Genomic DNA, 22879 nt, shown 5'->3' on the forward strand with positions numbered 1-22879 from the left:
TTAGCAACTCGGCTATTAGATGTTTGGAAGTTCTCGGTGAGAGCTAGAGTCAAACCGTCAACTCGCTAATCGTGAATACTTCGCTTGAAAATCGCTTGTCAACTAACAAAAAACAACGACTGAATGGTTTATCAACCCCCGGCAGGCGCGAGGGATTTGCTGCCTCTCGATGTCGCTCAAAAAAGCTGGATTGAAGATCGGTTGCAGCAGGTGTATCACCGCTGGGGCTATCACCGGATTATCACCTCCACTCTAGAGCGGTTGGATACTTTGATGGCAGGCGGAGCAATCCAGCGCTCCACAGTGATTCAAATCCAGGATGCTGAGGAGGGGACGCTGGGACTGCGCCCAGAACTGACGGCTTCGATCGCCCGTGCATCTGTGACGCGGATGGCTGGTGTTACTTATCCGCAACGCCTCTACTACAACGCAAATGTATTCCGCCGTTCGCAGGGCAGTAATTACGGACGTCAGCAGGAATTTTACCAGGCAGGGGTAGAGCTGTTGGGTGCGGGAGGTGTCTTGGCAGATGCAGAGGTGCTGTTATTGCTGGGAGACTGTCTGAAGTGTCTGGGGTTAAGCCAGTGGCAGGTAATTTTGGGAGAAGCGGGGTTAACGCGATCGCTTTTTTCTCCGTTTCCAGTTCATCTGCAAGAAAAAGTGCGACGGGCGATCGCGCATCTCGATCGAATCGCACTGGAAACTCTGCCCCTTTCCCCCGAATTGCGAGAACGAGCTTTATTTCTATTTGAGCTGCGGGGACATCCTGCTGATGTGCTGCAACAAGTTTCCAGCCTAGATTTAGCAGAATCTGAGCGGCAAACAGTCAATACTCTGAAATCCCTGATCGATCTTCTCAATGAAGGCTGTTCCCATCAGCAAAGCTTCCCCGTAACTCTGGATCTCAGCTTGATCCAAACCTTTAACTATTACACCGGCATTGTGTTTGAAGTCGTTAGCGATACAGACACTCAAGCACGGGTTTTAGCCCAGGGTGGACGCTATGACCAACTGCTGGGACTCTATCATCCCCAGGGGCAAACTTACCCCAGTATTGGCTTTGCGCTGAATATTGAAGACTTATATCAAGTCTTGCTCTCGAAGGCTGGGATGCCCCGCGAAACGCCCGCGAGTGATTGGTTAGTCGTTCCTTCATCTCCCCAAGCCTATCTGGCAGCGTTCGCCTACGCCCAAACCCTGAGAGATTCTATTCATCTGGTACGAGTGGAAATGGATTTAGGGGAGCGATCGCCTGAAGATGTGCGAGAATATGCCCGTAGCCGTCACATCCGTCGCATTGCCTGGGTGGAAGCTGAGGGTGCTACTAAAATTGAGACGCTGAGTTAGATTTTTTAACGCAAAGGTACGCGCAGAGGTACGCAAAGGGGAGGCGATTTTTCTTGCAAAATTTCACCTTTATTTGCATACTTTTGCATTTAAAAAGTCTCGTTTCAGCTATCAGCTTTCAAAAGACTTTGGTAGGCTATAGAAGCAGCCGTCTGCCAATCCCAAGAGAGAGAACACTGTGCCGCATACGATTGTTACTAATACCTGCGAAGGCGTCGCTGATTGTGTCGATGCCTGCCCTGTTGCCTGTATTCACGAAGGACCTGGCAAAAACACGAAGGGGACTGACTGGTACTGGATTGATTTTTCCACTTGCATTGACTGCGGCATCTGCCTACAAGTCTGCCCCGTGGAAGGCGCAATTGTCCCCGAAGAACGCCCCGATTTGCAAAAAACACCCTAATTGTTGATTATTCATGGTTCATGGTTGATGCAGGAATTGCAATACATCATGAACCATAAAAAATAAATATTAAATAATAAATAAGAACGAATGACTAATGAACCTTTATTAGAAGTTGAAGATGTTTGGGCGGGATATGTCAAAGATTTGGATATCCTTCAAGGGGTGAATTTCAAGATATATCCAGGTGAATTAGTTGCCGTAATTGGCCCTAATGGTGCCGGAAAATCAACATTAGCAAAGACTATCTTTGGACTTTTAAACCCTCATAAAGGCAAAATTACTTTCAAAGGCGAAAATATTGCTGGCTTAAAGTCGGATCAAATTGTTCGGCGGGGAATGTGCTACGTGCCGCAAATCTCGAATGTGTTCCCATCGCTGACGGTGGAAGAGAATCTGGAGATGGGCGCGTTTATTCGCAACGTCCCTTTGAAACCACTTAAGGATCATATCTTTACCACTTTTCCCGTTCTGGCTCAACGGCGGCATCAGCGGGCTGGAACTCTGTCAGGGGGAGAACGGCAGATGCTGGCGATGGGAAAAGCTTTGATGTTGGAACCTACTCTGTTGCTGCTGGATGAACCTTCTGCGGCGCTGTCTCCCTTATTGGTCAATAACGTTTTTGAGCAGATTCAAGCGATTAATCAAACGGGCAAAGCAATTGTCCTGGTGGAACAAAATGCCCGGAAAGCTTTAGGCATGGCACACCGGGGTTATGTGCTGGATACAGGACGCGATCGCTTCACAGGTCCCGGCTCCGAACTCTTGAACGATCCGAAGGTAGGAGAACTGTATCTGGGCGCAGGTAAAGCTCACTGACGCATTGAGCGATCGCTGCTAAAGATTAAAGAAATTGGCACTATACAAATATTGTTCGCTTTGGTACTATATTTTTTATAATTGGAATCTATGCGCCCATATATATTGCTGAAATTTAGAACAATACAATTAACTTCTGGAATTTTACAGCAACCCTCCGGAAATTAAAAATATTTTTGATTGAATTCCCGATAAAATTTGTCGTTTCAATCTCAACGAATTGATAGACAAGGCAGCAGCGAGAAGAGAGAAGATTTTCTTCAAAATTTCTATAGAAGCAAGGCTGTTGTGAAAGAAAAGCAGATAGTCAGGCAATCAAAACGAGAGACATCTGTGGCATACAATAGTTCCACGTCTCGCGCAGGATGATTTGGCATCTTGGCAGTATTAAAACTCCACCCTCAGCATTTGCAAGCCATCCGCACCCATGCCGAAAGCACCTATCCCGAAGAGTGCTGCGGTTTGCTGCTGGGTAAACTGGCGGAAGATGGCAAAACCGTAGTGGAAGTCATGCCAACCGAGAATCGCTGGAATGCAGAAGCAGTAGAAGCATTTCAAGAAATTGAAGGTTCCGCCAAACTGGGTTCAGATAAGCGAGACAGATACGCGATCGCTCCCGAAGATATGCTAAAAGTACAAAAGTTGGGACGCGATCGCCAACTTGATATCATTGGAATTTACCACTCCCATCCCGACCATCCAGCAATTCCTTCTGAATTCGATCGAGCGTGTGCGTGGTCAGTGTACTCGTATATTATTGTCTCTGTTCAACAAGGTAAAGCTGGCGATCTCCGCAACTGGAGTCTCGACGACGCCCACCAGTTCCAGCCTGAAGAAATGATAATTGTTGAAACAACGTAGATTAATAACTTAATTTTAAAAACGATTAAGACCTAAGGATACAAAGACTATTGTATTTTTGATAGGCTGTTAACTCTGTCTGCCCTCACTAAAAGGCCATGCTCAATCCCAATCTGGATGAAATCCAGCTTTCCAAAGAAGAATACGAACGCTACTCTCGCCACCTAATCCTGCCCAAAGTTGGACTGGAAGGACAAAAACGCCTCAAAGCCGCCAGTGTCCTGTGTGTTGGTACAGGTGGACTGGGTTCGCCCCTGCTGCTGTATCTCGCAGCTGCTGGTATCGGACGCATCGGCATTGTCGATTTTGATGTCGTTGATAGTTCCAACTTACAACGGCAAGTCATTCACGGCACCTCTTGGGTAGGGAAACCCAAAATTGAATCGGCAAAAAACCGGATTTTAGAAATTAATCCTGATTGCCAAGTTGATTTGTACGAAACCCGCCTGAGTTCAGAGAACGCCCTGCAAATTCTTGAACCCTACGATGTTGTCGTAGATGGCACCGATAACTTCCCCACACGTTATCTCGTTAATGATGCTTGCGTGCTGTTAAACAAGCCCAACGTCTACGCCTCTATCCTCTTTTTTGAAGGTCAAGCAACGGTATTTAACTACGAAGGGGGTCCCAATTACCGCGACCTCTATCCGGAACCGCCACCACCCGGATTAGTTCCTTCTTGTGCTGAAGGAGGCGTTCTCGGCGTTCTGTGCGGCGTGATTGGCACCATCCAGGCAACTGAAGCCATCAAAATCATCTTAGGTCAGGGGAATACCCTGAGTGGGCGGTTGTTGCTGTATGACGCCTTGCAAATGAAGTTCCGGGAACTGAAACTGCGTCCGAACCCGGAAAGACCAGTCATTGACAAGTTAATTGATTACGAAGAATTCTGCGGTATTCCACAAGCAAAAGCAGAAGAGGCAAAACAGCAGATGGAAATGTCAGAAATGACAGTTCGGGAATTGAAGGACTTGCTCGATAGCGGTGCAAATGATTTTGTCCTGCTTGATGTTCGCAATCCTAACGAGTACGAAATTGCTAAAATTCCGGGTTCCGTTTTGGTGCCGTTACCCGATATTGAAAACGGTGCGGGTGTCGCCCAAGTGAAAGAATTGCTCAACGGTCATCGCTTGATTGCCCACTGTAAGATGGGTGGACGTTCGGCGAAGGCGCTGGGTATTTTGAAACAAGCTGGAATAGAAGGCACCAACGTCAAAGGCGGAATTACCGCTTGGAGTCGAGAAATTGACCCTTCGGTGCCTGAATACTAAAAAGGTTTAAGGTTACAGCTTTGAATTTAGTAACCTTTAATAGAGGCGTTCTGTGAGAACGTCTCTATTTTTCTAGATTTGATTCTAGATTTTAACTTGCTAACTTCTTGGGTGCAGATGTGGGGTTCGATTGTTATTCGCTTTTGGAGTGCGATAGCCTAGCGCCGACCTGTCGGTTCGCTTCCCTAGGCGCATTTTTAGTTGCAGCCGATAATATTAGACTGAGTGCAAAGGTGCAAACTGCTACCAATGTCCAAGTAGGATAGCTTGTGACCTACTTATGTAGAACTATCATGCAAAACAAAAGTAGCGAACGTGCCTTGTCTCGTTCCCGACGATTATCCACGACTGGGCTAGCCCTTACCGCAGGATTTTTGGCGATCGCTGTTGAGACCGTTCCTGCCACCGCCACCCATTTCAGCCCCTTTCAATACTGCGCTGCCGAATTAAGGGCGGTTGGTATCTCTACAGAACTCTCTGCCTCTAGCTGTTCGGATGCCCTTAAACCCACAGATTTATCTGCTTGCGTGTTTAATATTAACCGAGAAACTCAGATTGCCTCACAAGATGCTCTGGCTGCCTGTCTCCGAGTGCGACGTCCCATCGAGTTAGGCAGGTGCGTGATTAATATTTCCCAAGATACCAAAAACCCGCCGTTGCTTGAGGTACTCGAATCCTGTCGTCGTAGCCTCCTACCCGTCCGCTTTGCTGAATGCGTTGTTGGCTTGAATCGTCAGTTAGAGATTTCTGCCACTAAGGCGCTGGATACCTGCATTTCCGCAGATAATTTGCCCCGCAACTTATCCCCCACCTTTGCGCCACCGCCACCCGCAAAGCCGACGCCTGACTTTACGCCGCCACAGGCACCTCTTCCTCAGTTGTCACCATTGCCCAATTTGGAAGCAGAACCAGTTGTTCCGGCTGCGCCGGTTAATCCTTAAATGGTAATCGGTAATGGGTAATCGGTAGTAGGTAATGAGTAAAAGGTAAAAAGTTTATTGCGTCTCTACAACTCAAAATTCAAAACTCTTATTACCCATTACCTCTCCCAAGTCAGCTGGTGTGTTGCAATTAAATAAGAGCGATCGCTCAGTTAGGGGCAGTTCTTGTACGGGATGTTGAGACAACCATTGCTGAAAGGATCTGCCCCCTTTATTAATGAATTCAGTCAAGCTAGGCAAACAGCGACGGCGATAAAAACCGCATAACGGTTCCCAGCCTTTGGGATGTCGGGGGAGGAAGGCAATACAATCTTCTGGTACCTCTGGTAAATGCTGTACCCAATTCTGCAAAACTTCCTCTTTCAAATTGGGCAAGTCGCAAGCAAGTAACAGCACCCATTCTGTTTGCACTGGCGCGAGTCCTTGGGCAAAGCCAATCAGTGGCCCGTGGGGTTTCTCCTCTGTAGAAAAAGGGCGGGGTTCTCCTGTCCCGACTTCTTGAATTAATTGACAGGTGCTGGGTACAATATCTTGGTATCGTTCGATCCACGGCGTTACTACATACACTTTTGAAGCACACGCTTGGGCAATTTCACAAACCCGCCGAATCAGGGGAACGCCGTTAACAGAAATCAAGGCTTTATCCCGCCCCATACGAGAACTTTTTCCACCTGCCAAAACAATTGCTGTCAGCGATACAGCCGAGGATGGGTTCATTGAATATTCATTAAACAATCGGGGAATCGGGAATCGGTAATTTTAGAGCGATCGCGCATAAGCGGTGAGTCATGAGTGATTTATTCAAAACTCAAAAATTTAACCGATTATAAATTACCCATGACCCAATAAATTGAAAGCAAATTAATAGGTTGTTAAAACGACTGTGCGGGTTGGATTGTCCCATTTAACGGATACTTTAAATGGCTGCAAATCTACCGCTTTGATATATTCGAGATTCCGGTGGGTAGTGGTGCGGAAGTCTGCGACTTTACTCGGATCGATTCCTAAAGACTTTAGGAAAACAACCGGAATACAAGCATTCCCATTCACCAAAATTCCTTGATTTTGATATAGCTGGGCGTTGATTTTGACACTAATAACGGGGTAGCTAGGAGGAGGGGGAGGCGTTAAGCCCTGCCTCTGAGCTTCCTTCCGACTCCATGCTTCTAGACCGTCCGCCAATCCACGGGCGAAGTCTGGACGCTTCGTTTGAAATAAAGAGCGATCGCTTGGATTGGTAATAAACCCCAACTCCATCAGCACAGAGGGAATATCCACTTGACGGCAGAAACCTAAACTACCAACACCCGTGGCAATATCCGATTTAACGCCACGAGACGGCAAACTGGGAACTGCCTTGAGTAAGGATTGCAGCAGCAACTGGGCATCGGTTTCGCGTTGCTCGTTGCCATCAGTATAGAAGGCGCTGGCACCCCGGATATTGGTGTTCCCGACGGAATCGGCGTGAATTTCTAAAGCGACGTCGCCACGGCGGGAGTAGGCGTTGATCCAAGTAATCGTTTCCTTCAAACTCAGGGAATCGGGAACCGAGGAAACCTCTAAACCGCGCGATCGCATTTCCTTAACCGCAGCATCGCGGGTAAGCCGCATTTCTCTGTCTTCTGTAGTGCCTCCAGATTGTGCGCCCGGATCGCCAGCACCATGTCCAGCGGAAAGAAAAATTCGTACCATTTTACGATCTCTCCAAAATTTTAATCGCCTTGAATGTTGTCGTAATTCATTCCGATCCATCCCCACAAAGATAGAATCCGCAGGCTCAGCTGATACTTTCTTGCCCACACATCCAGGCTATGATACGCCGTATTGTAACTTAGCCCTGAGAGAGTCGATGGAGCGGTTGATTTCAGCACTGGGGTTGGCTGTTTTTGTGGGATTATCTTATGCCTTCTCAGTGAACCGGCGTGCTGTGCGTTGGCGTCCGGTATTTTGGGGGCTTGGGTTAGAGTTTATTTTTGCACTGCTGATTCTGAAAACTCCCGGCGGTTTAGCTGTATTTAAGTTTCTCGGCGATGTCGTTAGCCGCTTTTTAGAATTCTCTGATGTGGGTGCCAAATTTGTCTTTGGAGATAACTTTGTCGAACACTTTTTTGCTTTTAAAGTGCTGCCGACGATTATCTTTTTTTCTTCCTTCATCACGGTGCTATACCACTACGGCATTGTGCAGCGAGTGGTGAATGGGATGGCGTGGGTCATGATGAAGACGATGGGAACATCAGGGGCTGAGTCTTTATCGTGTGCGGGGAACGTCTTTTTAGGGCCAACTGAGTCACCGTTACTGGTGAAGCCTTATGTGGCGACGATGACGCAATCAGAACTTCATGCAGTAATGACCGCGGGCTTTGGGACAATTGCGGGTGGCGTATTAGGGGCATATCTCTCCTTTGGGATTCCACCGGCACATCTGATTGCCGCTTTCTTCATGACTGCCCCGACTTCGCTGGTTGCCTCAAAATTGCTTTATCCAGAAACGGAAGTCCCCAAGACGGTTGGCAAGGCAGGGATAGAGGTGGAGAGTACCTTTGTGAATGCGATTGACGCAGCAGCTGGGGGAGCAATTGACGGGACAAAACTGGCAGTGAATGTCGCGGCGATGATTATTGCCTTTTTGGGGTTACTGGCTTTCGTCAATGCGCTCCTGGGATGGTTGGGGGGGCTTCTTGGCGTGCCTTTGCTGTCGTTGGAGTGGATGTTGTCTTTTGTAATGGCTCCCGTTGCGTGGCTGCTCGGAGTGCCTTGGGCTGACTGCGCTCAGGTGGGGGTGTTGTTAGGAAAAAAGACAATTTTGAATGATTTTATCGCCTATCTGGATCTGAAGACGCTGATTGAGCAGAAGGCGATATCCGAACGGGCGGTAATTATCTCAACCTACGCTTTGTGCAACTTTGCCAATATTGGCTCGATTGGAATCACAATTGGTGGAATTGGCGGGATGGCACCGAATCGTCAGAAAGATTTAGCGAGAATGGGTGTCAGGGCGATGATTGGCGGTTTGTTCGCGGGTTTTATGACCGCTGCGATCGCGGGAATATTATTGTGAGCAAGGCATTCAGTTGAAGAATTCTCCAGAAACACTAATTCTCTAGAAGCACTATTGTTATGTTAATTCGCTATAGCTAGAGGTTCGGGTAGTCGCAGCAAAGGATATCATCGGCGGTGGTGAAGGCGATCGCTTATCCCGTTACTTTGCTTCCCGCCCGGATGTTGTTGTAAGTTAAAAGCGAAGCGATCGCAGGTCAATATGGAAAAATACATCCCCCTCATAGCACGAGCTTTCTTAGCCGCCATTTTTTTGAAATCCGGCTTTGATAAGATTACGGGCTTTAGTGGCACGCAACAGTTTATGGCTAGCAAGGGTTTACCCCTGACAGCACTGTTGCTAGTTGCGGCAATTATTCTTGAACTGGCTGGCGGATTATCAGTATTGCTCGGTTACAAAGCGCGTTGGGGAGCGATCGCGCTAATTATCTTTATGATTCCAGCTACGCTAATTTTTCACACCGATTTTGACGACCGAATGCAGGTGATTGCGTTCATGAAAAATTTAGCAATTATCGGTGGATTACTGATGGTGTACTATATTGGGTCTGGACCAGTGAGTTTAGACGAACAGATGGCATCTAGGCGTTCTGATTAACTCGCTAGCTGGTTTGATGAAAGATGCGATCTGATTAACGAACGAGCTTAGTTGATCAAAGATGTGATCGCGGGTATGTTGTTGTGATTGGTCATTACTAAAAACACTTTTGCGAAGTCTTTCATCTCACACCCATAATCGATGCAATTTTGTCTACGAGGGCTTGGCGTTCTAACTCGTAAGCGATGAACGGCGCTCTTCGTTTCAAGTAGTCGAAGGGATAAACCTTTTGGCAATAGGGAATCAGCCAATCTTGTCGTCCTTTTACACACTTAGCATCTTCATTGAGTTTTAAATGTTTGATTGTATCAATGACTCTTTGTTTTAGAGGGTCTTTTAGAATCGGAGCAGGTTTAATCTGAAGCGAGGGGAATTCTAGAATGAAACAGCCGGTCGGCATCCAAAAAGGGTCTATAACATCTTGATGAGTGCCTTTTCGAGTGTTCAATTTTAAACAAGCAAGGCGAAAATTCTGCCATTCATAGGCTAATTTAGGTTCAACAGACTTAGGAATAAAGTGATCGACAGTAGGACTGCCTTCAGTCCTGGGAATCCACTGAGCGGAATATGTGCATATATGTCCATATGCTTCATATAGATCATCTAGTGATTCCTGCCAATATTCTCTATTAATCCAATCTTTATTTTTAGGATGAGGAACTTTATTTAAAAAAGCTGCTCCTTTGTCTCTAACTCTTTGTGAAAAATCGGCAGGTTCAGGCTGTAGTTGAACGGGAATCACAGCTCTACTCCGTGTTGTTCTGCAAAAAATACCCACCGAGGCCAAAATTCATCATCCTCTGATAAATACTTTGCCAATTCTTGTGAAACTTTTTGCACATGTTTCGCTCTGGGATTGTCTTGATATTGCAAAGCTTTCGCAGCCTCTATAGCATTTTCTGCCTCTAACGAGCGAGCCTGTCGCAGTTCAAAGACATCCGATGTAAGCCAAGAGTCTACAACTCCTTGACGAATGAAAGGAAGCTGATCTAACTCGACTTCATTTCCTAATAAATCACTTTTGACCAGATTCAAACGAAATAGCTTATCGACTTTTGCATCAAACCTTGGCTCTACAGACGCCATCACCAGTGGAGAATGGGTAGCAATCATGATCTGTACTTGTAAATCAGAAGTTAAATCTTCTCTCACGTCTAAAAGTGCAGGTAAAATAACACGTTGCCACTGTGGGTGAAGATGTGCTTCCAGTTCATCTACAAGAATGACCATCCTCTTTTGCGGTTCTCTACGAATGAGTTCTGACTGAATTTTATGTTCTTCCCATGCCCAGACAATGAGATAAGCCATAGTAATGATGCGTTGCACACCGGCTGAGGCGTGAACAATTGGAACAGTTCCATATGAATGTTCCAAAGTAGGAATGTCCTTAGCATCAAACGGAAGTCTTACAGGTTCGCCTGGCCTCAAAGCCCCTAAGTCGCCTTGAGAGGGAGGAGATAGCCGCTCAAGCACTTTTGCGAGAGTGTTAAAAGGATATTTTTCTGGTCTGCTTTGCCACTGAATCCAATCCTGTAATAATCCATTGATGTAAGTATTTCCTTTTCTATCTTTGTGTCCGTGCCATACTTCATCCTTGGCAAAAACAAAGGGACGTGGAGTTCCGTCATTTTCTCCAACTCCTTGTTCAAACGACCAATACTCCTTCGCTGGGTCCCACACTGCAAATGAACCGTCTACTCTGGCGTAGATCAAAAGACCAGGAATGGTTGGGCGATTTTTGATTGTACGCCATCTTTGAGTCCTCCTATCATAAGATACGCTTTCCTTTTCGGACTTAGATTCTCCAGAAATTTGAAAGATAATGTTAGGTTCATTGTTATTGGTACTCGGCGTTGGATATGCTTGATGACCAGCCCACTGTCCAGTTAATGCCCACCAGGCACACTCAAGAAGAAAAGTTTTTCCCAGCCCATTATCACCTGTTATTAGACTAACTCGTTCCGCTGGCTCAAAGCAAAGCTTTTTCGCTGGTCCCACTCCTTGTATTTCTAAATATGCCAGAGTTCCTCCTTCCTCTGGTGGAGCGTCCGGAGGCTTGCCAGTGGCACTTTGCAGTTCCTCCCAGGAAACTTTTTGCTCTTGAAAAAGTTGGCTGAGGGTAATATTTTCGGGGATAGAAATATCAAAAAGATTGCTTTTCTCTTCTTCAGATATCAGAAACTTATCAAAAAAAAATTTAATAATACTTTCTGCTGTCGTATCAAATTGCCACTCTCGATCGCGATATAACCATACAGCCAAATGAAAAGTAGGAATCAACTGATGACTTTTTAAGTGGGATTTTAATATCTCAATATAGTTACTTTTCCATCCCCATAGCTTGGATTTTTTAGGATGAATAAATGCATTCCCAAAGGTTTGCGTATTAATAGCCTGTAACCCAGAGGATGCATAATCATGCCTCAGCCAACGCTGATTTTTGTCTGATAATCGAAATACACGGTAATACCATTTAGAATTATTAGCAGGTTTATAGTATTTTTCAAGAAACCTCTTATTTTCCATATCTAGAGAAAATTCTTTGGTATTCCCTACTGGTAGATTCGCTTGCTTACACGCTAAAAAAGTAATTCCATAGAAAGGATGTACCTGTTCCAAAAGCTTAAGAGATGCTCTAATTTGATCTATGCTGAGGAACATAAGTTTACGCTTATAAATTTTTTAAATGCTCAACCATGTATTTACAGAAATCAAGATTAAGGTCAATTCCTGTTGCTGGTCTTCCGGATTGTAATGCTACTCTTAAGGTGGTTCCGCTTCCAGCAAATGGATCTAAGACAGCTCCCTCTGGGGGACATCCGATTTCGAGACACCGCTGAACTAACTCGTCAGGAAAAGGAGCTGTGTCAATACCACTTGTTGGCTTTGGACGCGCAGCAATAGTCCACATATCTTCTACTTTAGCATCTACAAGAGGTTGGCGATTGAAATAGTATTTACGGTTCTTGACAAACATAAATACATACTCATAACTGCGTCGAGGTCTATCCTTAACTGATTCAGGAAGACAATGCTTACGGTGCCAAATAATAGGACTCCGCAGAATCCATCCTCTTGTTAACATTTCAGTGGCAACCCGCCACGGAATCCCGATAATTGTCTTGGGTCGAAGTTGAATTCCTAACCCACCGCTTTTGTCAACTGCTCTCAGTCCAAAACGACGTTTGCTGCTTTTGCGATCGACCCCTTGAGATTCTCCTTTGCCTGAATAATATGTATCGCCTACATTTAAAAATAGAACACCATCTTGTTTCAATAATCGATAAACTTCATCCATGACGGATGAAATAGCATTAACGTATTCCTCAACGGTTTCCTCCTTTCCTATTTGCCGATCAACTCCGTAGTCACGTAGCCAGTAATATGGAGGCGATGTCACTACACAACTATAAGCGCTATCTGGCAATTTTTTGAGAACGGAATAGGCATCGCCTTTATAAACATTCCATTCAACGCTGTTTTGTGTAAAGCCTTTCCATTCATCAATTCCGATCAGAGACACCATATTTTTTTTACTTGATTACTAAGGAAATAGATGCTCATATATTTAAGCAAAATTATTGAACACAGTTATTCTTTGCTATATTTTTAGGTTGATTGCCTCAAGAGTTATAGGAAATTTGTAGTTTAAATTACACTAACCTTTGTCATTTACCATTAGGCAACACAATTAGTATTGTACAAACGAGGGTACCAAATAAAGCTCGGCATCAAATAACCTCAAGGTCAGAACGCTCCCCAAGCAAAGTCTACTCTACAAGCTTTGCACGTGCTTTCTCAATCAAGAGGAGACTTAGCTCGGAGGGGAAACATATATGTTATATGCCAACAATATTTACCCAGTTATTGGAAACAGATTCTAAGATCAGATTGCGTTAGTGTATGCGCTCTTAGCACTGCTAGCGTTTCCCCTCACTAGCAAGCGTGCGAGCAACACTAAGAAGACATACGCTGACGCGATCGCTTTTTAGGATTTAACCTTGTATCTGCTCGCCCATCTGCTGCTCTAATCGCTCTAGCAATGTATTAACATCTGCGGCGACTTTCTCAAAGCAAGCGGGAGGTGGAGGTTCTGGTTGAAACTGAACTAGCTTTATTTGCCCCTCACCAATTCCAATGATCAGAACCTCCACTTCAGGGTTATGAGCCTCCACAACTCCTACCATCTCCTGAAGCTGGTTTTCGACTTTATTATTGAGTGTTTCTATTGCCTCTTTTGGACAATAGACGAAATGCGGCTTTGGTTGCACATCGATCCCTAGATAACCTTGAGTGTCTCCATTTTCTAACCACAAACCCCAAGATAATGCTGCCAATTCTTGCTGATTAGCTTTGACAAACTGAGCCAGCTGGTTTCGCCAGTTTTTTTCTCCGGAATCAGAAGGAGTTTTACCAAATTGAATCATTGCTTATCTTCTTGGGTGGTTACAGATGCATTTGGCGCTGCGAATGAGAGAAAAACTCAACAGCGCGATCGCTTATCAAATCTGAATTCTCGCCGACGCGATCGCGCAGCGGATGCGCCTAAGCAGAGAAATTAGCTCTCAGGAGATTTTAAAGCTTGATCTAACACGCTCCGAGCTTGCTCTGCTTTCGAGCGAGCCTCGTGGTAGCGCAGATTCACTTGAGCAAAGGTTTTGAGAACCTTAAAACCGTCCTTGAGTTGCGCGATTTCCTCTTCACTCACCGACTTTTCTGAAAACAGGATATCTACTTGAGCGCGAACCTTCAGCGCCTCGGCGCGTGATTCCTGCACCTTCAGCTTCAGTGTGGCAAGGTTGCTCAGAACTTGTACAGCTTGGGTTACGGCGTCTTCATCGCTAGTCCCATCCGCTTCTAGCTCTTTGACTTCAATCAGTTGTTCCGGACTAAATCCATCTTCAAGATCGGTGGGTAGCTTGTCTGCATCCATGAGTTCCATGAGCTGCTCCATCGCTTTCTCACGGGCTTTTTTTGAATCTTTGCCTGAAACAGTCAGGATGACTTCTGGGCTTTGTGCGAGAGTGTACTGAACCATATCTAATGCAGGGAGAATGCAGAGAGAACTTGTCTAGCCGTAACTTGTCTAGCCGTAAAAGTCTGGTTAGTTTAACCAAGCCGACAGGATTATTTTAAGGCAAACGAAAGCTGTTCCTGTAGGAGATATGCTGACTGGGGGAAAATGAGAACTGACAAGTCAGCGCGAGGCTAATCCCTCGCTTCGCTGTTTTCATGCCCAAAGGGCTGTACGCGATCGCGCCTTTGGCATATCTGCCAAGCATGAATTACCGAATCCCAAGAGGTTGCATACAACGTCTCTAGACAAAATTCTCGCTCATCAAGACTGATTTTCAACCCCCTTCCTTTGCGTAGCCGCAAATTTCTCTTCGCTAGGGGAATATGTTTTAAGTCTGCCAAGCTTTGAGAACCTTATCCCAAACAGTGGTCAGTGATTGTTTCAATTGGTACTGACGATACCATTTCTGAAAGGCTTTTTCGTAATCTTCGCCTCCAGATTGAAAGGTATTCAAAGCATTAAGCCCCAGAGCTAATCCCCAGAATAAGGCGATATATAAAGACCAAGAAAGCTGACCGGCATTCACGATATTCAGCAGCATCAAAAACGAATTGACGATTGTATATTTGCCAGCTTGTTTCTGTAATTTGGTGCGTCGGTAGAGATTAAAATCCTGCCGCTTTTGGATTTCTCCCTGTTTGGCTTGCCACTGCTGTTCTGCCACCTGAAGACACTCTGGAGAGATTTCTAATTCAGAGGCGATTTCCAGTAGCTGTTCGCGGGTAAATTCTGTGTCGTCAGTTTGACGCGCGATCGCAATCTGGAGAATTTGCTGAATCTCTTCTTGATTGTAAGAGCGGGTGATTTGAGTTTCGGAGACGGGCATAGGGAAACACCTGCGGTCGTCGAGGTTGGGAGAGCTTTTCTGCCCCAAGGACGTGATGCAGAAGTCAGCCTTTCAAGAGCAGTACTGATTCTATTATGCCGAGGCAAAAGTAAGAATGCCTCACACTAGGCTATTCCAAAACCGAACCTTAACGGACGGATAGTACGGTAGCTGAAAGATTAAAATCCTCGTTACATATCGTTACGATAAAGAGGTGCAAGAAAGAGAGGTTCAATTTAAGCCTCTCAGATGTTAAAGCAGAGGTGGCGTAATGAACGGCACGATTCGCGTCGGCAATTTATTCGGAATTCCCTTCAACGTACATCCAACCTGGTTCTTTGTCCTGGCTTGGGTGACGGTGAGTTATGGCAGTGGACTAGCGGCTCAATTTCCCGGACTCGGCGGGGGATTACCCTGGCTACTGGGATTAATTGCGGCGCTGCTGTTGTTTGCATCCGTCTTGGCGCACGAACTGGGACACAGTTTTGTGGCTATCAAGCAGGGAATTGAAGTTAAATCTATCAACTTATTTCTGTTTGGTGGTCTCGCCAGCTTAGAAAAAGAATCAAAGACCCCAGCAGGAGCATTCTGGCTGGCAATCGCAGGGCCTTTAGTCAGTTTGGCGCTGTTTGGTCTAATTAGCGCGATTGGCTTTACCACGAGCATTTCCGGGCCGTTTGGAGCAATCCTCGGAGTGCTGGCTTACGTCAACTTAGTGCTGGCGCTGTTTAACCTGATTCCTGGCTTGCCCCTGGATGGTGGGAATATCCTCAAGGCGTTGGTTTGGAAGATCACCGGCAATCCTTATAAAGGTGTCGTGTTTGCGGGTCGCGCCGGTCAAGTCATTGGTTGGATAGCGATCGCTTCTGGTCTGGTTCCTCTACTATTAGGCGGCGGTCTCAACTTCTGGAACTTGTTAATCGGTTGGTTCTTGCTGCAAAACGCGGGTCGAGCAACCCAAGCTGCTAGAGTGCAAGAACAATTAGCCGCTTTGACCGCAGAAGATGCAGTCATGAGTGATAGCCCGATTGTATCTGAGTCGCTTTCCCTAAGAGAGTTTGTTAACGAGTACATCATTGGCAAAAACGAAGCGTCGCGGTTCTTAGTTACCAATGAGGAAGGACAATTAGTGGGAGCGATCGCAGTTGACGATCTCAAAGCTGTCCCAACCTCCCAGTGGACTGAAATATCAGTCGCACAGCTAACAAAACCCGTCGAATTCTCCACAACCGTCAAATCCGATCAATCTTTACTAGAAGTGGTGACACTGCTAGAACAAGAAAAACTCACTCAACTACCCGTGATTCGTGAAAACGGCGTGCTAGTAGGACTTCTGGAAAAAGCTTCGATTCTCAACTTACTCCAGAGAAGAGCGCAAGCAAATCCTGCTTAATCAATTTCGGATTTTGAATTCAGCTAAATAACAAGTGCGCTTAGATGTAGGGGCGGGTTATTAACCCGCCCCTACTGCTATACATCCCAATCTTGCAAATATTCCTGGCGATTAGAAATCGCGGCTACGCCAACCCCCTTACCCCCCTTCAAGAAGACGGGGGGCAGAAGTTGCTTCGCTTCTATTCAACAAAATCCGCCTATGCGCTAACGCGCACGCTACGCTAACGCGGACTTTTGAAACCCGCATAGGTGGGTTTAGTCTGTATAGATGCGAATTCTATTCGCCCTCTTTACTAAGAGTATTTACAGCAACCAACTTTTTGAGGCAAAATCAGCAGGCTCATCGGTTGGAGGTTCAGAGAAGATGTTAGATACCCGCTCAGATGTTTTGTGCTTCTGTGGTTGAGCAGCTTGCGGCGCTTTGTGTAGAGCATTGGCTTCTTCAATTAGCTTAGAGTTCGCTTCTGCAAGTTGCATCGCTGCTTTTTTGGCTTGCTCTAGCTCTGTTTTCAACTGTTTGGCTTGCTCTTGAGCTTTTTGATGCTTGTTTAGCAATTTTTTTTGCTCATCCAAATCCGCCTGCAAATTGGCAATTTGCTGGTGTAAAGAGGTTTCCACTTTGCGTGTTTCCTTCACAACACCTTTCAAGTCAGCCATCAGTGATTTTTGCTCATCCAAATTCGATTGCAAATCGGTGATTTGCTTCTGTAGAGCTTCCTCCCTTTGGCGTGCTTGATCCAGAGCTGTTTTTAACTCTGTCACACTTGCTTCTAAGTCAGCCTTCGTTGGATTTGAGTTTTTAGCAGGAGTTTTATCGGACGTATCTGTTGATGAATCCTCTATTATTTCCGCCTCTACTTCTATAACTTCCTCAACGGTCGCCTCTAGAACAGGTTCAGCTTCTGAATCTGGCGATTTTTGTGCTTCTTCGTGTAGTAAGTCTGAGATACGTTTTTTAGCCATTATTTTTAGTCTCTCCAATCACGCTGTATTTCATTAGCCACGCGGCGATAGTCTGCTTCCGCCTCCCGCGCCTTTTTCCCCGCCCATTGATGAATCGGCACCCCCTCAAGAGCCGCTCGTTCGTGGGCTTTGTAGGCACGGACAAAGCTATGGCAAGCAGGAATTCCTAGCTCTTGAAGTGTGTTTTGAGCCTCCAGTGCTTCCCCCAAACTTCGCGCATCCACCTTTGTCAGAAGTACCCGATGGGCGATTCCAACTGGCATGACGGTTTCCCTTACTGTCTCAATGAGTACAGCCAGATCCATCGGCGCACAAGGCGTGGGTAAAACCAGATAATCAGCGATCGCTACTACCGCCGCTAATGCTTCCGATCGCAATGCTGGAGGCGTATCCACTACTACTAAATCGTAGCCTTCTATCTTACGTAAACGACCTAAAAGTTTTGGATCTGTCTCTTGAGCGAGATCGAAGCCCATTCCTTTCTCGCTACGCTCAACCCACCAAGTCGCCGAACCCTGAATATCTGCATCGACCAGAAGAACCCGTTTTTCTTCCGAGAAGGTTGCAGCCAGATTGACTGCTGTAGTGGTTTTACCGACTCCTCCCTTTCCGTTGAGAATCGCAATTATTCTTGGCACTGCTCGCTTGTGATGCTGACTCCACCGAATATACCGCTTAATGGGATCGAGGGGAGCTTTTTGTGCCTTAGCGCAGCGCTTGACTGGCGCAATCTTTGTCAATCGCTACGATAAGAAGCAAGCGATCGCCCTCTGAGGACATCGGGTTGAAAGCCAACACTCCGCCCTCCAAACTCGCCACAATAGAATCGAATAGCTCTGAACACAAAACGCCTCAATGGAACTCACTCATAACCTGCCTAAGGGGCCAAACACTGCGCGATCGCTGCGGTTAATGAAATTTATTTTTCAGCCCATCAAGTACCTGGATGATTATGCAAAAGCTTATGGTGACACCTTCACCATCCAGGGAAGCCAGGGGACTCCGATTGTCTATTTCAGCCAACCACAAGCACTGCAAACGATTTTCACTGCTGATTCTAGTCAGTTAGACGCTGGGAGGGGGAACAGCGGCTTAGAGTTTTTAATGGGAGAAAATTCTCTGCTCCTGCTGGATGGCGATCGCCATCAGCGCCAACGACAGATGTTAACCCCTCCCTTTCACGGGGAACGGATGCGGGCTTACGGTCAGATTATCTCTGAAATCGCCGAGCAGGTGATGAATCAATGGACGGTTGGCAAACCCTTCAACATCCGTGCGTCGATGCAAGAAATCACCCTGCGCGTCATCTTACGGGTGGTGTTTGGACTAGATGAGGGGTCGCGTTTGGAACAACTACGCAGCTTAATCGGTTCAACCCTGGACTTGATGACTTCCCGCTTCAACTCCAGCGCCTTCTTTTTTGAGTTTCTTAAACAAGATTTAGGCGATTGGAGTCCTTGGGGTCGGATGCTGCGCCAAATAAAACAAATTGACGAACTGATTTACGCTCAGATTGCGGAACGTCGAGCGGAAGCTAACCCGAATCGGCAAGATATCCTCAGCTTAATGATGTCTGCTCGTGATGAAGCAGGTCAACCGATGACGGATGTAGAGTTACGCGATGAGTTAATGACTCTGCTTGTCGCCGGACATGAAACCACGGCTTCTGCGCTGACGTGGGCTTTGTACTGGGTTGACCAATTACCGCAGGTGCGCGACAAACTGCTCGCTGAGTTGGACTCTGTTGACGCCGATCCAGATCCAAGTGTCATTGCCAAACTGCCCTATCTAACGGCAGTTTGCTCTGAAACGCTTCGTATTTATCCAATTGCTGCGAATACCTTTGTTCGGGTTGTGCGATCGCCCATTGAGATATCCGGCTACAAATTGCCCCCAGGAACGGTTATCGTCCCCAGTATCTATTTAGCCCACCATCGGGAGGAAACTTTCCCACAGCCGAAGCAATTCAAGCCAGAGCGCTTTTTAGAACGGCAATTTTCTCCATACGAGTATTTGCCTTTTGGTGGCGGAAATCGTCGCTGTATCGGGATGGCATTTGCCATGTATGAAATGAAATTGGTTCTCGCGACAATTGTGTCGCATTTTCAAGTGTCGCTCGTTAATAAGCGTCCGGTGATTCCAGTGCGTCGGGGTTTGACTTTAGCCGCACCGGAAGGAATGAAAATGGTTGCAACTCCTCGGCTAAAGAAGCTTGTAAATACTCCAGTCTCGGTGTAATTCGGTTTTTGAAAACTTAAAATCAAACTCCCTCAGATCATCTGGGGGAGTTTTTATCGATTTATTGCCAATGAACATGGACTAAATAACTTACAAAAGTCCCAATCTGTAGGGGTATGGCAATGCCATACCCCTACGCCGGAAATGGGGGGTTAATCAACCCATACTCCTAAGCGCCCAATCCGTGCCAATAGATGTAACTTAATAGCTGTCTCCGCCTGCAACTTGGTCGCTATCAGTAGGCACGCAAAAGTCTTGATCTAGGGAAGCATCGCGGATGGCTTGCCACTTACAAATGAGTTCAGTACCGCTGATATCGCTAGTGATGTATTGCTCAACGGCTTGTTCCAATTCTTGTGGGGTTTTGGGAACGGGAACAGTACAGATAAGTTCTGGCATAAGACAACCTCTGCTGATAGAACGGGTACGCGGTAAGACCGTATAAGTCATATTTTAATGACATTTTCAGTAAAAAGTAGCTAAAGTTACATTTTTGAAACATGAGTTAGGGTAGAGAATTGAAAGGCCCCAAGCATAAGCGCGATCGCGTTTATGGATGAATTGCAAATGACAAGCACAGTTTGTCAAGCGATCGCTACTCGCTCAGCCATCTTCCAGAAACTTTGCTACAAGGAGAAAGCGGCTGGTGATAGCTCTAATCGGAGTTTCTGGGGATGTTCATGAAAAAGTTGTGGATGGCTACTGCTAAAGCAGCGATCGCAAAGCCTAGGCGCGTCCTTGCGCTTCTCACGCTCTTCAGCGTTTTGGGATCTCCGAATGCGGTTTCGGCACAAAATTTTAATCAGATTTATGTTTTTGGAGATAGCCTCTCCGATGTTGGCAATGTATTAGAGGCTACCAACGGGCAATATCCTCCAAGCCCACCCTACTTTCAAGGACGCTATTCCAATGGCCCGGTTTGGACAGATTATCTCGCCTCTAAGCTGAAATTAAAATCCAGTACAGAGACGAATTTCGCCTACGGAGGCGCGACTACAGGCAATTCTAAGCAGATTCCCCCTGGATTGCTGACGCAGATCGAGAGCTTTAAGGCAACCCATTCCGCGGCTAATCCTAAGGCTCTGTATGTTGTCTGGGCTGGTGCGAATGATTACCTAAGAGGCGCTACCGACTCTACCGTGCCAATCAACAATTTAGCGATCGCGGTGAAGTCCCTCTCGGCAGCAGGCGCAAAAAATATCGTAGTTGTTAACTTACCAGATTTAGGAAAGCTTCCCGGCACGCGCACAACTCAACGTTCCGGCTCCCTCAACGTTTTAACAAAGAAGCATAATTCTGGATTAGCCGCATCCCTCAACGGTTTGCGTCAGCAACTCAACTCTGATATCAAAATCACCTATCTTGATGTCAATTCTCTTTACAATCAAGTCACCAACAATCCAAAAAAATTCGGTTTCACGAATGTAACCAACGCCTGCGTTAGCAGATCCAAAATATGTAACAATCCAAACGAATATTTATTTTGGGATAGCATTCATCCTACGACTGCCGCCCATAAGTTATTTGTAGAATTAGCCTTCCCAGCGCTAAAATCTACGCTCGAACCTCGCACAGTTTCTAGCTCTCAAACCACGGTTGAACCTACTATCGCAGTAGGCGGGATTATATTATTAGGTGCTGTTGGTGGCGGATTAATCGTGACGCGCATTCAGGGGATGAAAAACAAATCCTAAGAAGCGATTTGCCCTTTCCTGCGTGGCTAGTATAAGAAGGACGCGATCGCGTTAGCATCGCTAACTTGTCAGTTTGCATTTTTCTCTTTTGCTAAGGGCTAATAATCTCCAACACATTTAGCGATTAGTGAGGTTCTCAATGAACGTGCAATACATATTGTTTGTAAGGACACGGCAATGCCGTGTCCCTGAGAGTTAACAAGGTAGAGACTTCAAACTGAAGACATCTGCAAAAATACCATTCGGCTTCACGACTCTATTCTCATCCGGAGAATCATAAACCACCATTAGAGAATTTGGTTGTCCTAAACAGGGAAACAGTGCCAACCCTTCCGCATGATCGGAACCAAATCTGAAAGGCAGATCAAACAACACTTCCAAATCTCCCTCTTTCTGCCAAGAGATGCTGTTTTCATCACGTTGTAAGGCATTTTTCAGGCGGAAGACTCTCAGCGCACCTTCTAAATCCATCGTGGGTCCCGCTAGAACGATCAAGTCTTCACCATCCAGACATAGTTCCCGGACACCTAACCCATTCAACTCTACAAAATGTTTTTTGTATTGCTTCCCATCTTTGCCAATTTTCTTCAGCGTTAAAATTCCTGGCTCGGTTTCTGCAACTTCAACCTCTAAAATAATTGCCCACCCTCTCAGTACAGGGCCTCGCAAGCCGATAAAAATCCTATCTCCCCGAATCGCTAAGCCTTCGATATCAAATCCATTTTCTTTAGAGGGGATAGAAGTTGTTAGAAATGCCCCTAGGTGCCGATCCTGTTTGAGTGCTTCTATCAGAACGTTACTATTTCCTATTTTTTGCAGACAGGCTGCTGTCAGTTTTTTATCTGGCTGTTCTGGGTGAGAGACTGATTTAACTAATTCACCTTTTACTACAGGAATCCGGGCAAGTAAATAACGGTTTGGTTCAAACTTTATGGTTGCTAGTTTATCAAGATCCTTCTCAAGGTCTTTGCCCTTTATTTTTTTACGCTTTGTACTGTGGGAACCGATGAACCAAAGATAATGGTTTGTATAATCCATTCCCTCGATATCGATTTCGCCTTCCGGATCGGCTAAATCGATGAAATCTTTTACAAAAAATTGCTGATGTTTGCTGAAGATATATGGCTCGACAGGGGATAAGCGCTCAATCGTTCTCGTTTCATCAGAACCTACCCACAAGCTGCCATCAGGTGTCAAAGCAGCCGCTGATAAATCTTGGCTAAGAGGTTCATCAGCTTTGCCGTTGAAGCGAATTAGTACGCGGCTGAGCAAGAAACTTTCTGGCATAACGGCTGCTTTCCTAAAACGGTTTGGACTCGATAGAAATCACTGCCAGCATAGCTCACGCTTAACTGGTTTTTACCCTCTACCGGAAGACAGAAGTTTTGG

The 22879-nt window shown here is 46.1% G+C and carries 25 protein-coding genes; 12 read left to right on the forward strand and 13 right to left on the reverse strand.

Annotation, left to right across the window (positions count from 1 at the left end):
• The first annotated feature begins 123 nt into the window (after window positions 1–123).
• From NDI33_RS08415 to NDI33_RS08440, 6 genes are all read left to right on the forward strand, one after another.
• Complete coding sequence (locus NDI33_RS08415) at window positions 124–1347, forward strand: ATP phosphoribosyltransferase regulatory subunit (protein WP_190673617.1); 1224 nt, start codon at window positions 124–126, stop codon at window positions 1345–1347.
• 178 nt (window positions 1348–1525) lie between these two features.
• Window positions 1526–1750 carry a 4Fe-4S dicluster domain-containing protein gene (locus NDI33_RS08420; protein ID WP_190414753.1) on the forward strand — a complete coding sequence of 75 codons (225 nt, stop codon included), beginning with the start codon at window positions 1526–1528 and terminating at the stop codon, window positions 1748–1750.
• Window positions 1751–1840: 90 nt separating this feature from the next.
• A complete protein-coding gene (locus tag NDI33_RS08425; RefSeq protein ID WP_190414752.1) occupies window positions 1841–2569 on the forward strand; it encodes an ABC transporter ATP-binding protein in 729 nt (242 codons plus the stop codon).
• Window positions 2570–2944: 375 nt separating this feature from the next.
• Window positions 2945–3430 carry a Mov34/MPN/PAD-1 family protein gene (locus NDI33_RS08430; RefSeq protein WP_190673794.1) on the forward strand — a complete coding sequence of 162 codons (486 nt, stop codon included), beginning with the start codon at window positions 2945–2947 and terminating at the stop codon, window positions 3428–3430.
• A 98-nt stretch (window positions 3431–3528) separates the two neighbouring features.
• The gene (gene moeB, locus NDI33_RS08435; RefSeq protein WP_190534159.1) at window positions 3529–4701 is read left to right on the forward strand and encodes a molybdopterin-synthase adenylyltransferase MoeB; all 1173 of its coding nucleotides are present in this window, start codon (window positions 3529–3531) and stop codon (window positions 4699–4701) included.
• A 293-nt stretch (window positions 4702–4994) separates the two neighbouring features.
• Complete coding sequence (locus tag NDI33_RS08440) at window positions 4995–5642, forward strand: hypothetical protein (protein ID WP_190534154.1); 648 nt, start codon at window positions 4995–4997, stop codon at window positions 5640–5642.
• A gap of 72 nt (window positions 5643–5714) precedes the next feature.
• On the opposite strand, the gene NDI33_RS08445 is transcribed toward NDI33_RS08440, so the two are convergent.
• Both NDI33_RS08445 and NDI33_RS08450 read right to left on the reverse strand, forming a co-directional pair.
• Window positions 5715–6359, reverse strand: coding sequence for a molybdenum cofactor guanylyltransferase (locus tag NDI33_RS08445; protein WP_190673621.1), 645 nt, complete (start codon window positions 6357–6359; stop codon window positions 5715–5717).
• Between the two features lie 144 nt (window positions 6360–6503).
• Entirely contained in the window at window positions 6504–7334 is an 831-nt protein-coding gene (locus tag NDI33_RS08450) for an N-acetylmuramoyl-L-alanine amidase (RefSeq protein ID WP_190666606.1), read from the reverse strand.
• A gap of 157 nt (window positions 7335–7491) precedes the next feature.
• Between NDI33_RS08450 and NDI33_RS08455 the strand changes: the two genes are divergently transcribed.
• Together NDI33_RS08455 and NDI33_RS08460 are read left to right on the forward strand one after the other, a co-directional pair.
• Window positions 7492–8700 carry a NupC/NupG family nucleoside CNT transporter gene (locus NDI33_RS08455; protein WP_190437462.1) on the forward strand — a complete coding sequence of 403 codons (1209 nt, stop codon included), beginning with the start codon at window positions 7492–7494 and terminating at the stop codon, window positions 8698–8700.
• A gap of 201 nt (window positions 8701–8901) precedes the next feature.
• Window positions 8902–9297 carry a DoxX family protein gene (locus NDI33_RS08460; RefSeq protein ID WP_190673624.1) on the forward strand — a complete coding sequence of 132 codons (396 nt, stop codon included), beginning with the start codon at window positions 8902–8904 and terminating at the stop codon, window positions 9295–9297.
• 121 nt (window positions 9298–9418) lie between these two features.
• On the opposite strand, the gene NDI33_RS08465 is transcribed toward NDI33_RS08460, so the two are convergent.
• From NDI33_RS08465 to NDI33_RS08480, 4 genes are all read right to left on the reverse strand, one after another.
• On the reverse strand, window positions 9419–10039 hold the full coding sequence (locus NDI33_RS08465; RefSeq protein ID WP_190673627.1) for a hypothetical protein: 621 nt from the start codon (window positions 10037–10039) through the stop codon (window positions 9419–9421).
• Window positions 10036–11958, reverse strand: coding sequence for an ATP-binding protein (locus tag NDI33_RS08470; RefSeq protein ID WP_348245629.1), 1923 nt, complete (start codon window positions 11956–11958; stop codon window positions 10036–10038). Before NDI33_RS08470 ends, NDI33_RS08465 begins: the two co-directional genes overlap by 4 nt.
• 10 nt (window positions 11959–11968) lie before the next feature.
• Entirely contained in the window at window positions 11969–12823 is an 855-nt protein-coding gene (locus NDI33_RS08475) for a site-specific DNA-methyltransferase (RefSeq protein ID WP_190673633.1), read from the reverse strand.
• 469 nt (window positions 12824–13292) lie between these two features.
• Window positions 13293–13724 carry a hypothetical protein gene (locus NDI33_RS08480; protein ID WP_190673635.1) on the reverse strand — a complete coding sequence of 144 codons (432 nt, stop codon included), beginning with the start codon at window positions 13722–13724 and terminating at the stop codon, window positions 13293–13295.
• Here NDI33_RS08480 and NDI33_RS08485 point away from each other — a divergent pair.
• The gene (locus NDI33_RS08485; RefSeq protein WP_190673637.1) at window positions 13716–13859 is read left to right on the forward strand and encodes a hypothetical protein; all 144 of its coding nucleotides are present in this window, start codon (window positions 13716–13718) and stop codon (window positions 13857–13859) included. The two genes, NDI33_RS08480 and NDI33_RS08485, sit on opposite strands and share 9 nt — an antisense overlap.
• Here the strand turns inward: NDI33_RS08485 and NDI33_RS08490 are convergent.
• From NDI33_RS08490 to NDI33_RS08500, 3 genes are all read right to left on the reverse strand, one after another.
• Window positions 13856–14335 (reverse strand): hypothetical protein, encoded by a 480-nt coding sequence (locus tag NDI33_RS08490; protein WP_190414745.1) that lies wholly within the window; start codon window positions 14333–14335, stop codon window positions 13856–13858. The two genes, NDI33_RS08485 and NDI33_RS08490, sit on opposite strands and share 4 nt — an antisense overlap.
• A gap of 170 nt (window positions 14336–14505) precedes the next feature.
• Window positions 14506–14652 carry a hypothetical protein gene (locus NDI33_RS08495; RefSeq protein WP_190534141.1) on the reverse strand — a complete coding sequence of 49 codons (147 nt, stop codon included), beginning with the start codon at window positions 14650–14652 and terminating at the stop codon, window positions 14506–14508.
• Between the two features lie 50 nt (window positions 14653–14702).
• On the reverse strand, window positions 14703–15200 hold the full coding sequence (locus NDI33_RS08500; protein ID WP_190534138.1) for a 2TM domain-containing protein: 498 nt from the start codon (window positions 15198–15200) through the stop codon (window positions 14703–14705).
• Between the two features lie 271 nt (window positions 15201–15471).
• Here NDI33_RS08500 and NDI33_RS08505 point away from each other — a divergent pair, with 271 nt between their 5' ends.
• Entirely contained in the window at window positions 15472–16593 is a 1122-nt protein-coding gene (locus tag NDI33_RS08505) for a site-2 protease family protein (protein WP_190429797.1), read from the forward strand.
• Window positions 16594–16898: 305 nt separating this feature from the next.
• Here the strand turns inward: NDI33_RS08505 and NDI33_RS08510 are convergent, their stop codons facing one another.
• The gene (locus NDI33_RS08510) at window positions 16899–17558 is read right to left on the reverse strand and encodes a hypothetical protein (protein WP_190673640.1); all 660 of its coding nucleotides are present in this window, start codon (window positions 17556–17558) and stop codon (window positions 16899–16901) included.
• Between the two features lie 5 nt (window positions 17559–17563).
• The gene (locus NDI33_RS08515; protein WP_190673642.1) at window positions 17564–18196 is read right to left on the reverse strand and encodes an AAA family ATPase; all 633 of its coding nucleotides are present in this window, start codon (window positions 18194–18196) and stop codon (window positions 17564–17566) included.
• Between the two features lie 217 nt (window positions 18197–18413).
• Here NDI33_RS08515 and NDI33_RS08520 point away from each other — a divergent pair, with 217 nt between their 5' ends.
• Window positions 18414–19796, forward strand: a complete 1383-nt coding sequence (locus NDI33_RS08520; protein WP_190673644.1) for a cytochrome P450 — start codon at window positions 18414–18416, stop codon at window positions 19794–19796.
• A 201-nt stretch (window positions 19797–19997) separates the two neighbouring features.
• Here NDI33_RS08520 and NDI33_RS08525 read toward each other — a convergent pair whose 3' ends face one another.
• Complete coding sequence (locus NDI33_RS08525; protein ID WP_190414739.1) at window positions 19998–20195, reverse strand: hypothetical protein; 198 nt, start codon at window positions 20193–20195, stop codon at window positions 19998–20000.
• Window positions 20196–20476: 281 nt separating this feature from the next.
• On the opposite strand from NDI33_RS08525, the gene NDI33_RS08530 reads away from it, so the two are divergent.
• Window positions 20477–21490 (forward strand): SGNH/GDSL hydrolase family protein, encoded by a 1014-nt coding sequence (locus NDI33_RS08530; RefSeq protein WP_242033039.1) that lies wholly within the window; start codon window positions 20477–20479, stop codon window positions 21488–21490.
• Window positions 21491–21685: 195 nt separating this feature from the next.
• On the opposite strand, the gene NDI33_RS08535 is transcribed toward NDI33_RS08530, so the two are convergent.
• On the reverse strand, window positions 21686–22777 hold the full coding sequence (locus tag NDI33_RS08535; RefSeq protein ID WP_190429801.1) for a DUF3616 domain-containing protein: 1092 nt from the start codon (window positions 22775–22777) through the stop codon (window positions 21686–21688).
• Window positions 22778–22879: the final 102 nt, after the last annotated feature.

Source organism: Trichocoleus sp. DQ-A1, from assembly GCF_039961955.1.
In the GTDB taxonomy this organism is placed as follows: domain Bacteria; phylum Cyanobacteriota; class Cyanobacteriia; order Cyanobacteriales; family FACHB-T130; genus FACHB-T130.

What these genes read in the sequence shown, in the direction of transcription:
- NDI33_RS08445 (WP_190673621.1), bottom strand. Translation starts at nt 6,359, where the DNA reads ATGAACCCATCCTCGGCTGTATCGCTGACAGCAATTGTTTTGGCAGGT.
- NDI33_RS08505 (WP_190429797.1), top strand. Translation starts at nt 15,472, where the DNA reads ATGAACGGCACGATTCGCGTCGGCAATTTATTCGGAATTCCCTTCAAC.
- NDI33_RS08415 (WP_190673617.1), top strand. Translation starts at nt 124, where the DNA reads ATGGTTTATCAACCCCCGGCAGGCGCGAGGGATTTGCTGCCTCTCGAT.
- NDI33_RS08535 (WP_190429801.1), bottom strand. Translation starts at nt 22,777, where the DNA reads ATGCCAGAAAGTTTCTTGCTCAGCCGCGTACTAATTCGCTTCAACGGC.
- NDI33_RS08450 (WP_190666606.1), bottom strand. Translation starts at nt 7,334, where the DNA reads ATGGTACGAATTTTTCTTTCCGCTGGACATGGTGCTGGCGATCCGGGC.
- NDI33_RS08470 (WP_348245629.1), bottom strand. Translation starts at nt 11,958, where the DNA reads ATGTTCCTCAGCATAGATCAAATTAGAGCATCTCTTAAGCTTTTGGAA.
- moeB (WP_190534159.1), top strand. Translation starts at nt 3,529, where the DNA reads ATGCTCAATCCCAATCTGGATGAAATCCAGCTTTCCAAAGAAGAATAC.
- NDI33_RS08425 (WP_190414752.1), top strand. Translation starts at nt 1,841, where the DNA reads ATGACTAATGAACCTTTATTAGAAGTTGAAGATGTTTGGGCGGGATAT.
- NDI33_RS08440 (WP_190534154.1), top strand. Translation starts at nt 4,995, where the DNA reads ATGCAAAACAAAAGTAGCGAACGTGCCTTGTCTCGTTCCCGACGATTA.
- NDI33_RS08460 (WP_190673624.1), top strand. Translation starts at nt 8,902, where the DNA reads ATGGAAAAATACATCCCCCTCATAGCACGAGCTTTCTTAGCCGCCATT.
- NDI33_RS08500 (WP_190534138.1), bottom strand. Translation starts at nt 15,200, where the DNA reads ATGCCCGTCTCCGAAACTCAAATCACCCGCTCTTACAATCAAGAAGAG.
- NDI33_RS08530 (WP_242033039.1), top strand. Translation starts at nt 20,477, where the DNA reads ATGAAAAAGTTGTGGATGGCTACTGCTAAAGCAGCGATCGCAAAGCCT.
- NDI33_RS08525 (WP_190414739.1), bottom strand. Translation starts at nt 20,195, where the DNA reads ATGCCAGAACTTATCTGTACTGTTCCCGTTCCCAAAACCCCACAAGAA.
- NDI33_RS08480 (WP_190673635.1), bottom strand. Translation starts at nt 13,724, where the DNA reads ATGATTCAATTTGGTAAAACTCCTTCTGATTCCGGAGAAAAAAACTGG.
- NDI33_RS08475 (WP_190673633.1), bottom strand. Translation starts at nt 12,823, where the DNA reads ATGGTGTCTCTGATCGGAATTGATGAATGGAAAGGCTTTACACAAAAC.
- NDI33_RS08490 (WP_190414745.1), bottom strand. Translation starts at nt 14,335, where the DNA reads ATGGTTCAGTACACTCTCGCACAAAGCCCAGAAGTCATCCTGACTGTT.
- NDI33_RS08455 (WP_190437462.1), top strand. Translation starts at nt 7,492, where the DNA reads ATGGAGCGGTTGATTTCAGCACTGGGGTTGGCTGTTTTTGTGGGATTA.
- NDI33_RS08520 (WP_190673644.1), top strand. Translation starts at nt 18,414, where the DNA reads ATGGAACTCACTCATAACCTGCCTAAGGGGCCAAACACTGCGCGATCG.
- NDI33_RS08510 (WP_190673640.1), bottom strand. Translation starts at nt 17,558, where the DNA reads ATGGCTAAAAAACGTATCTCAGACTTACTACACGAAGAAGCACAAAAA.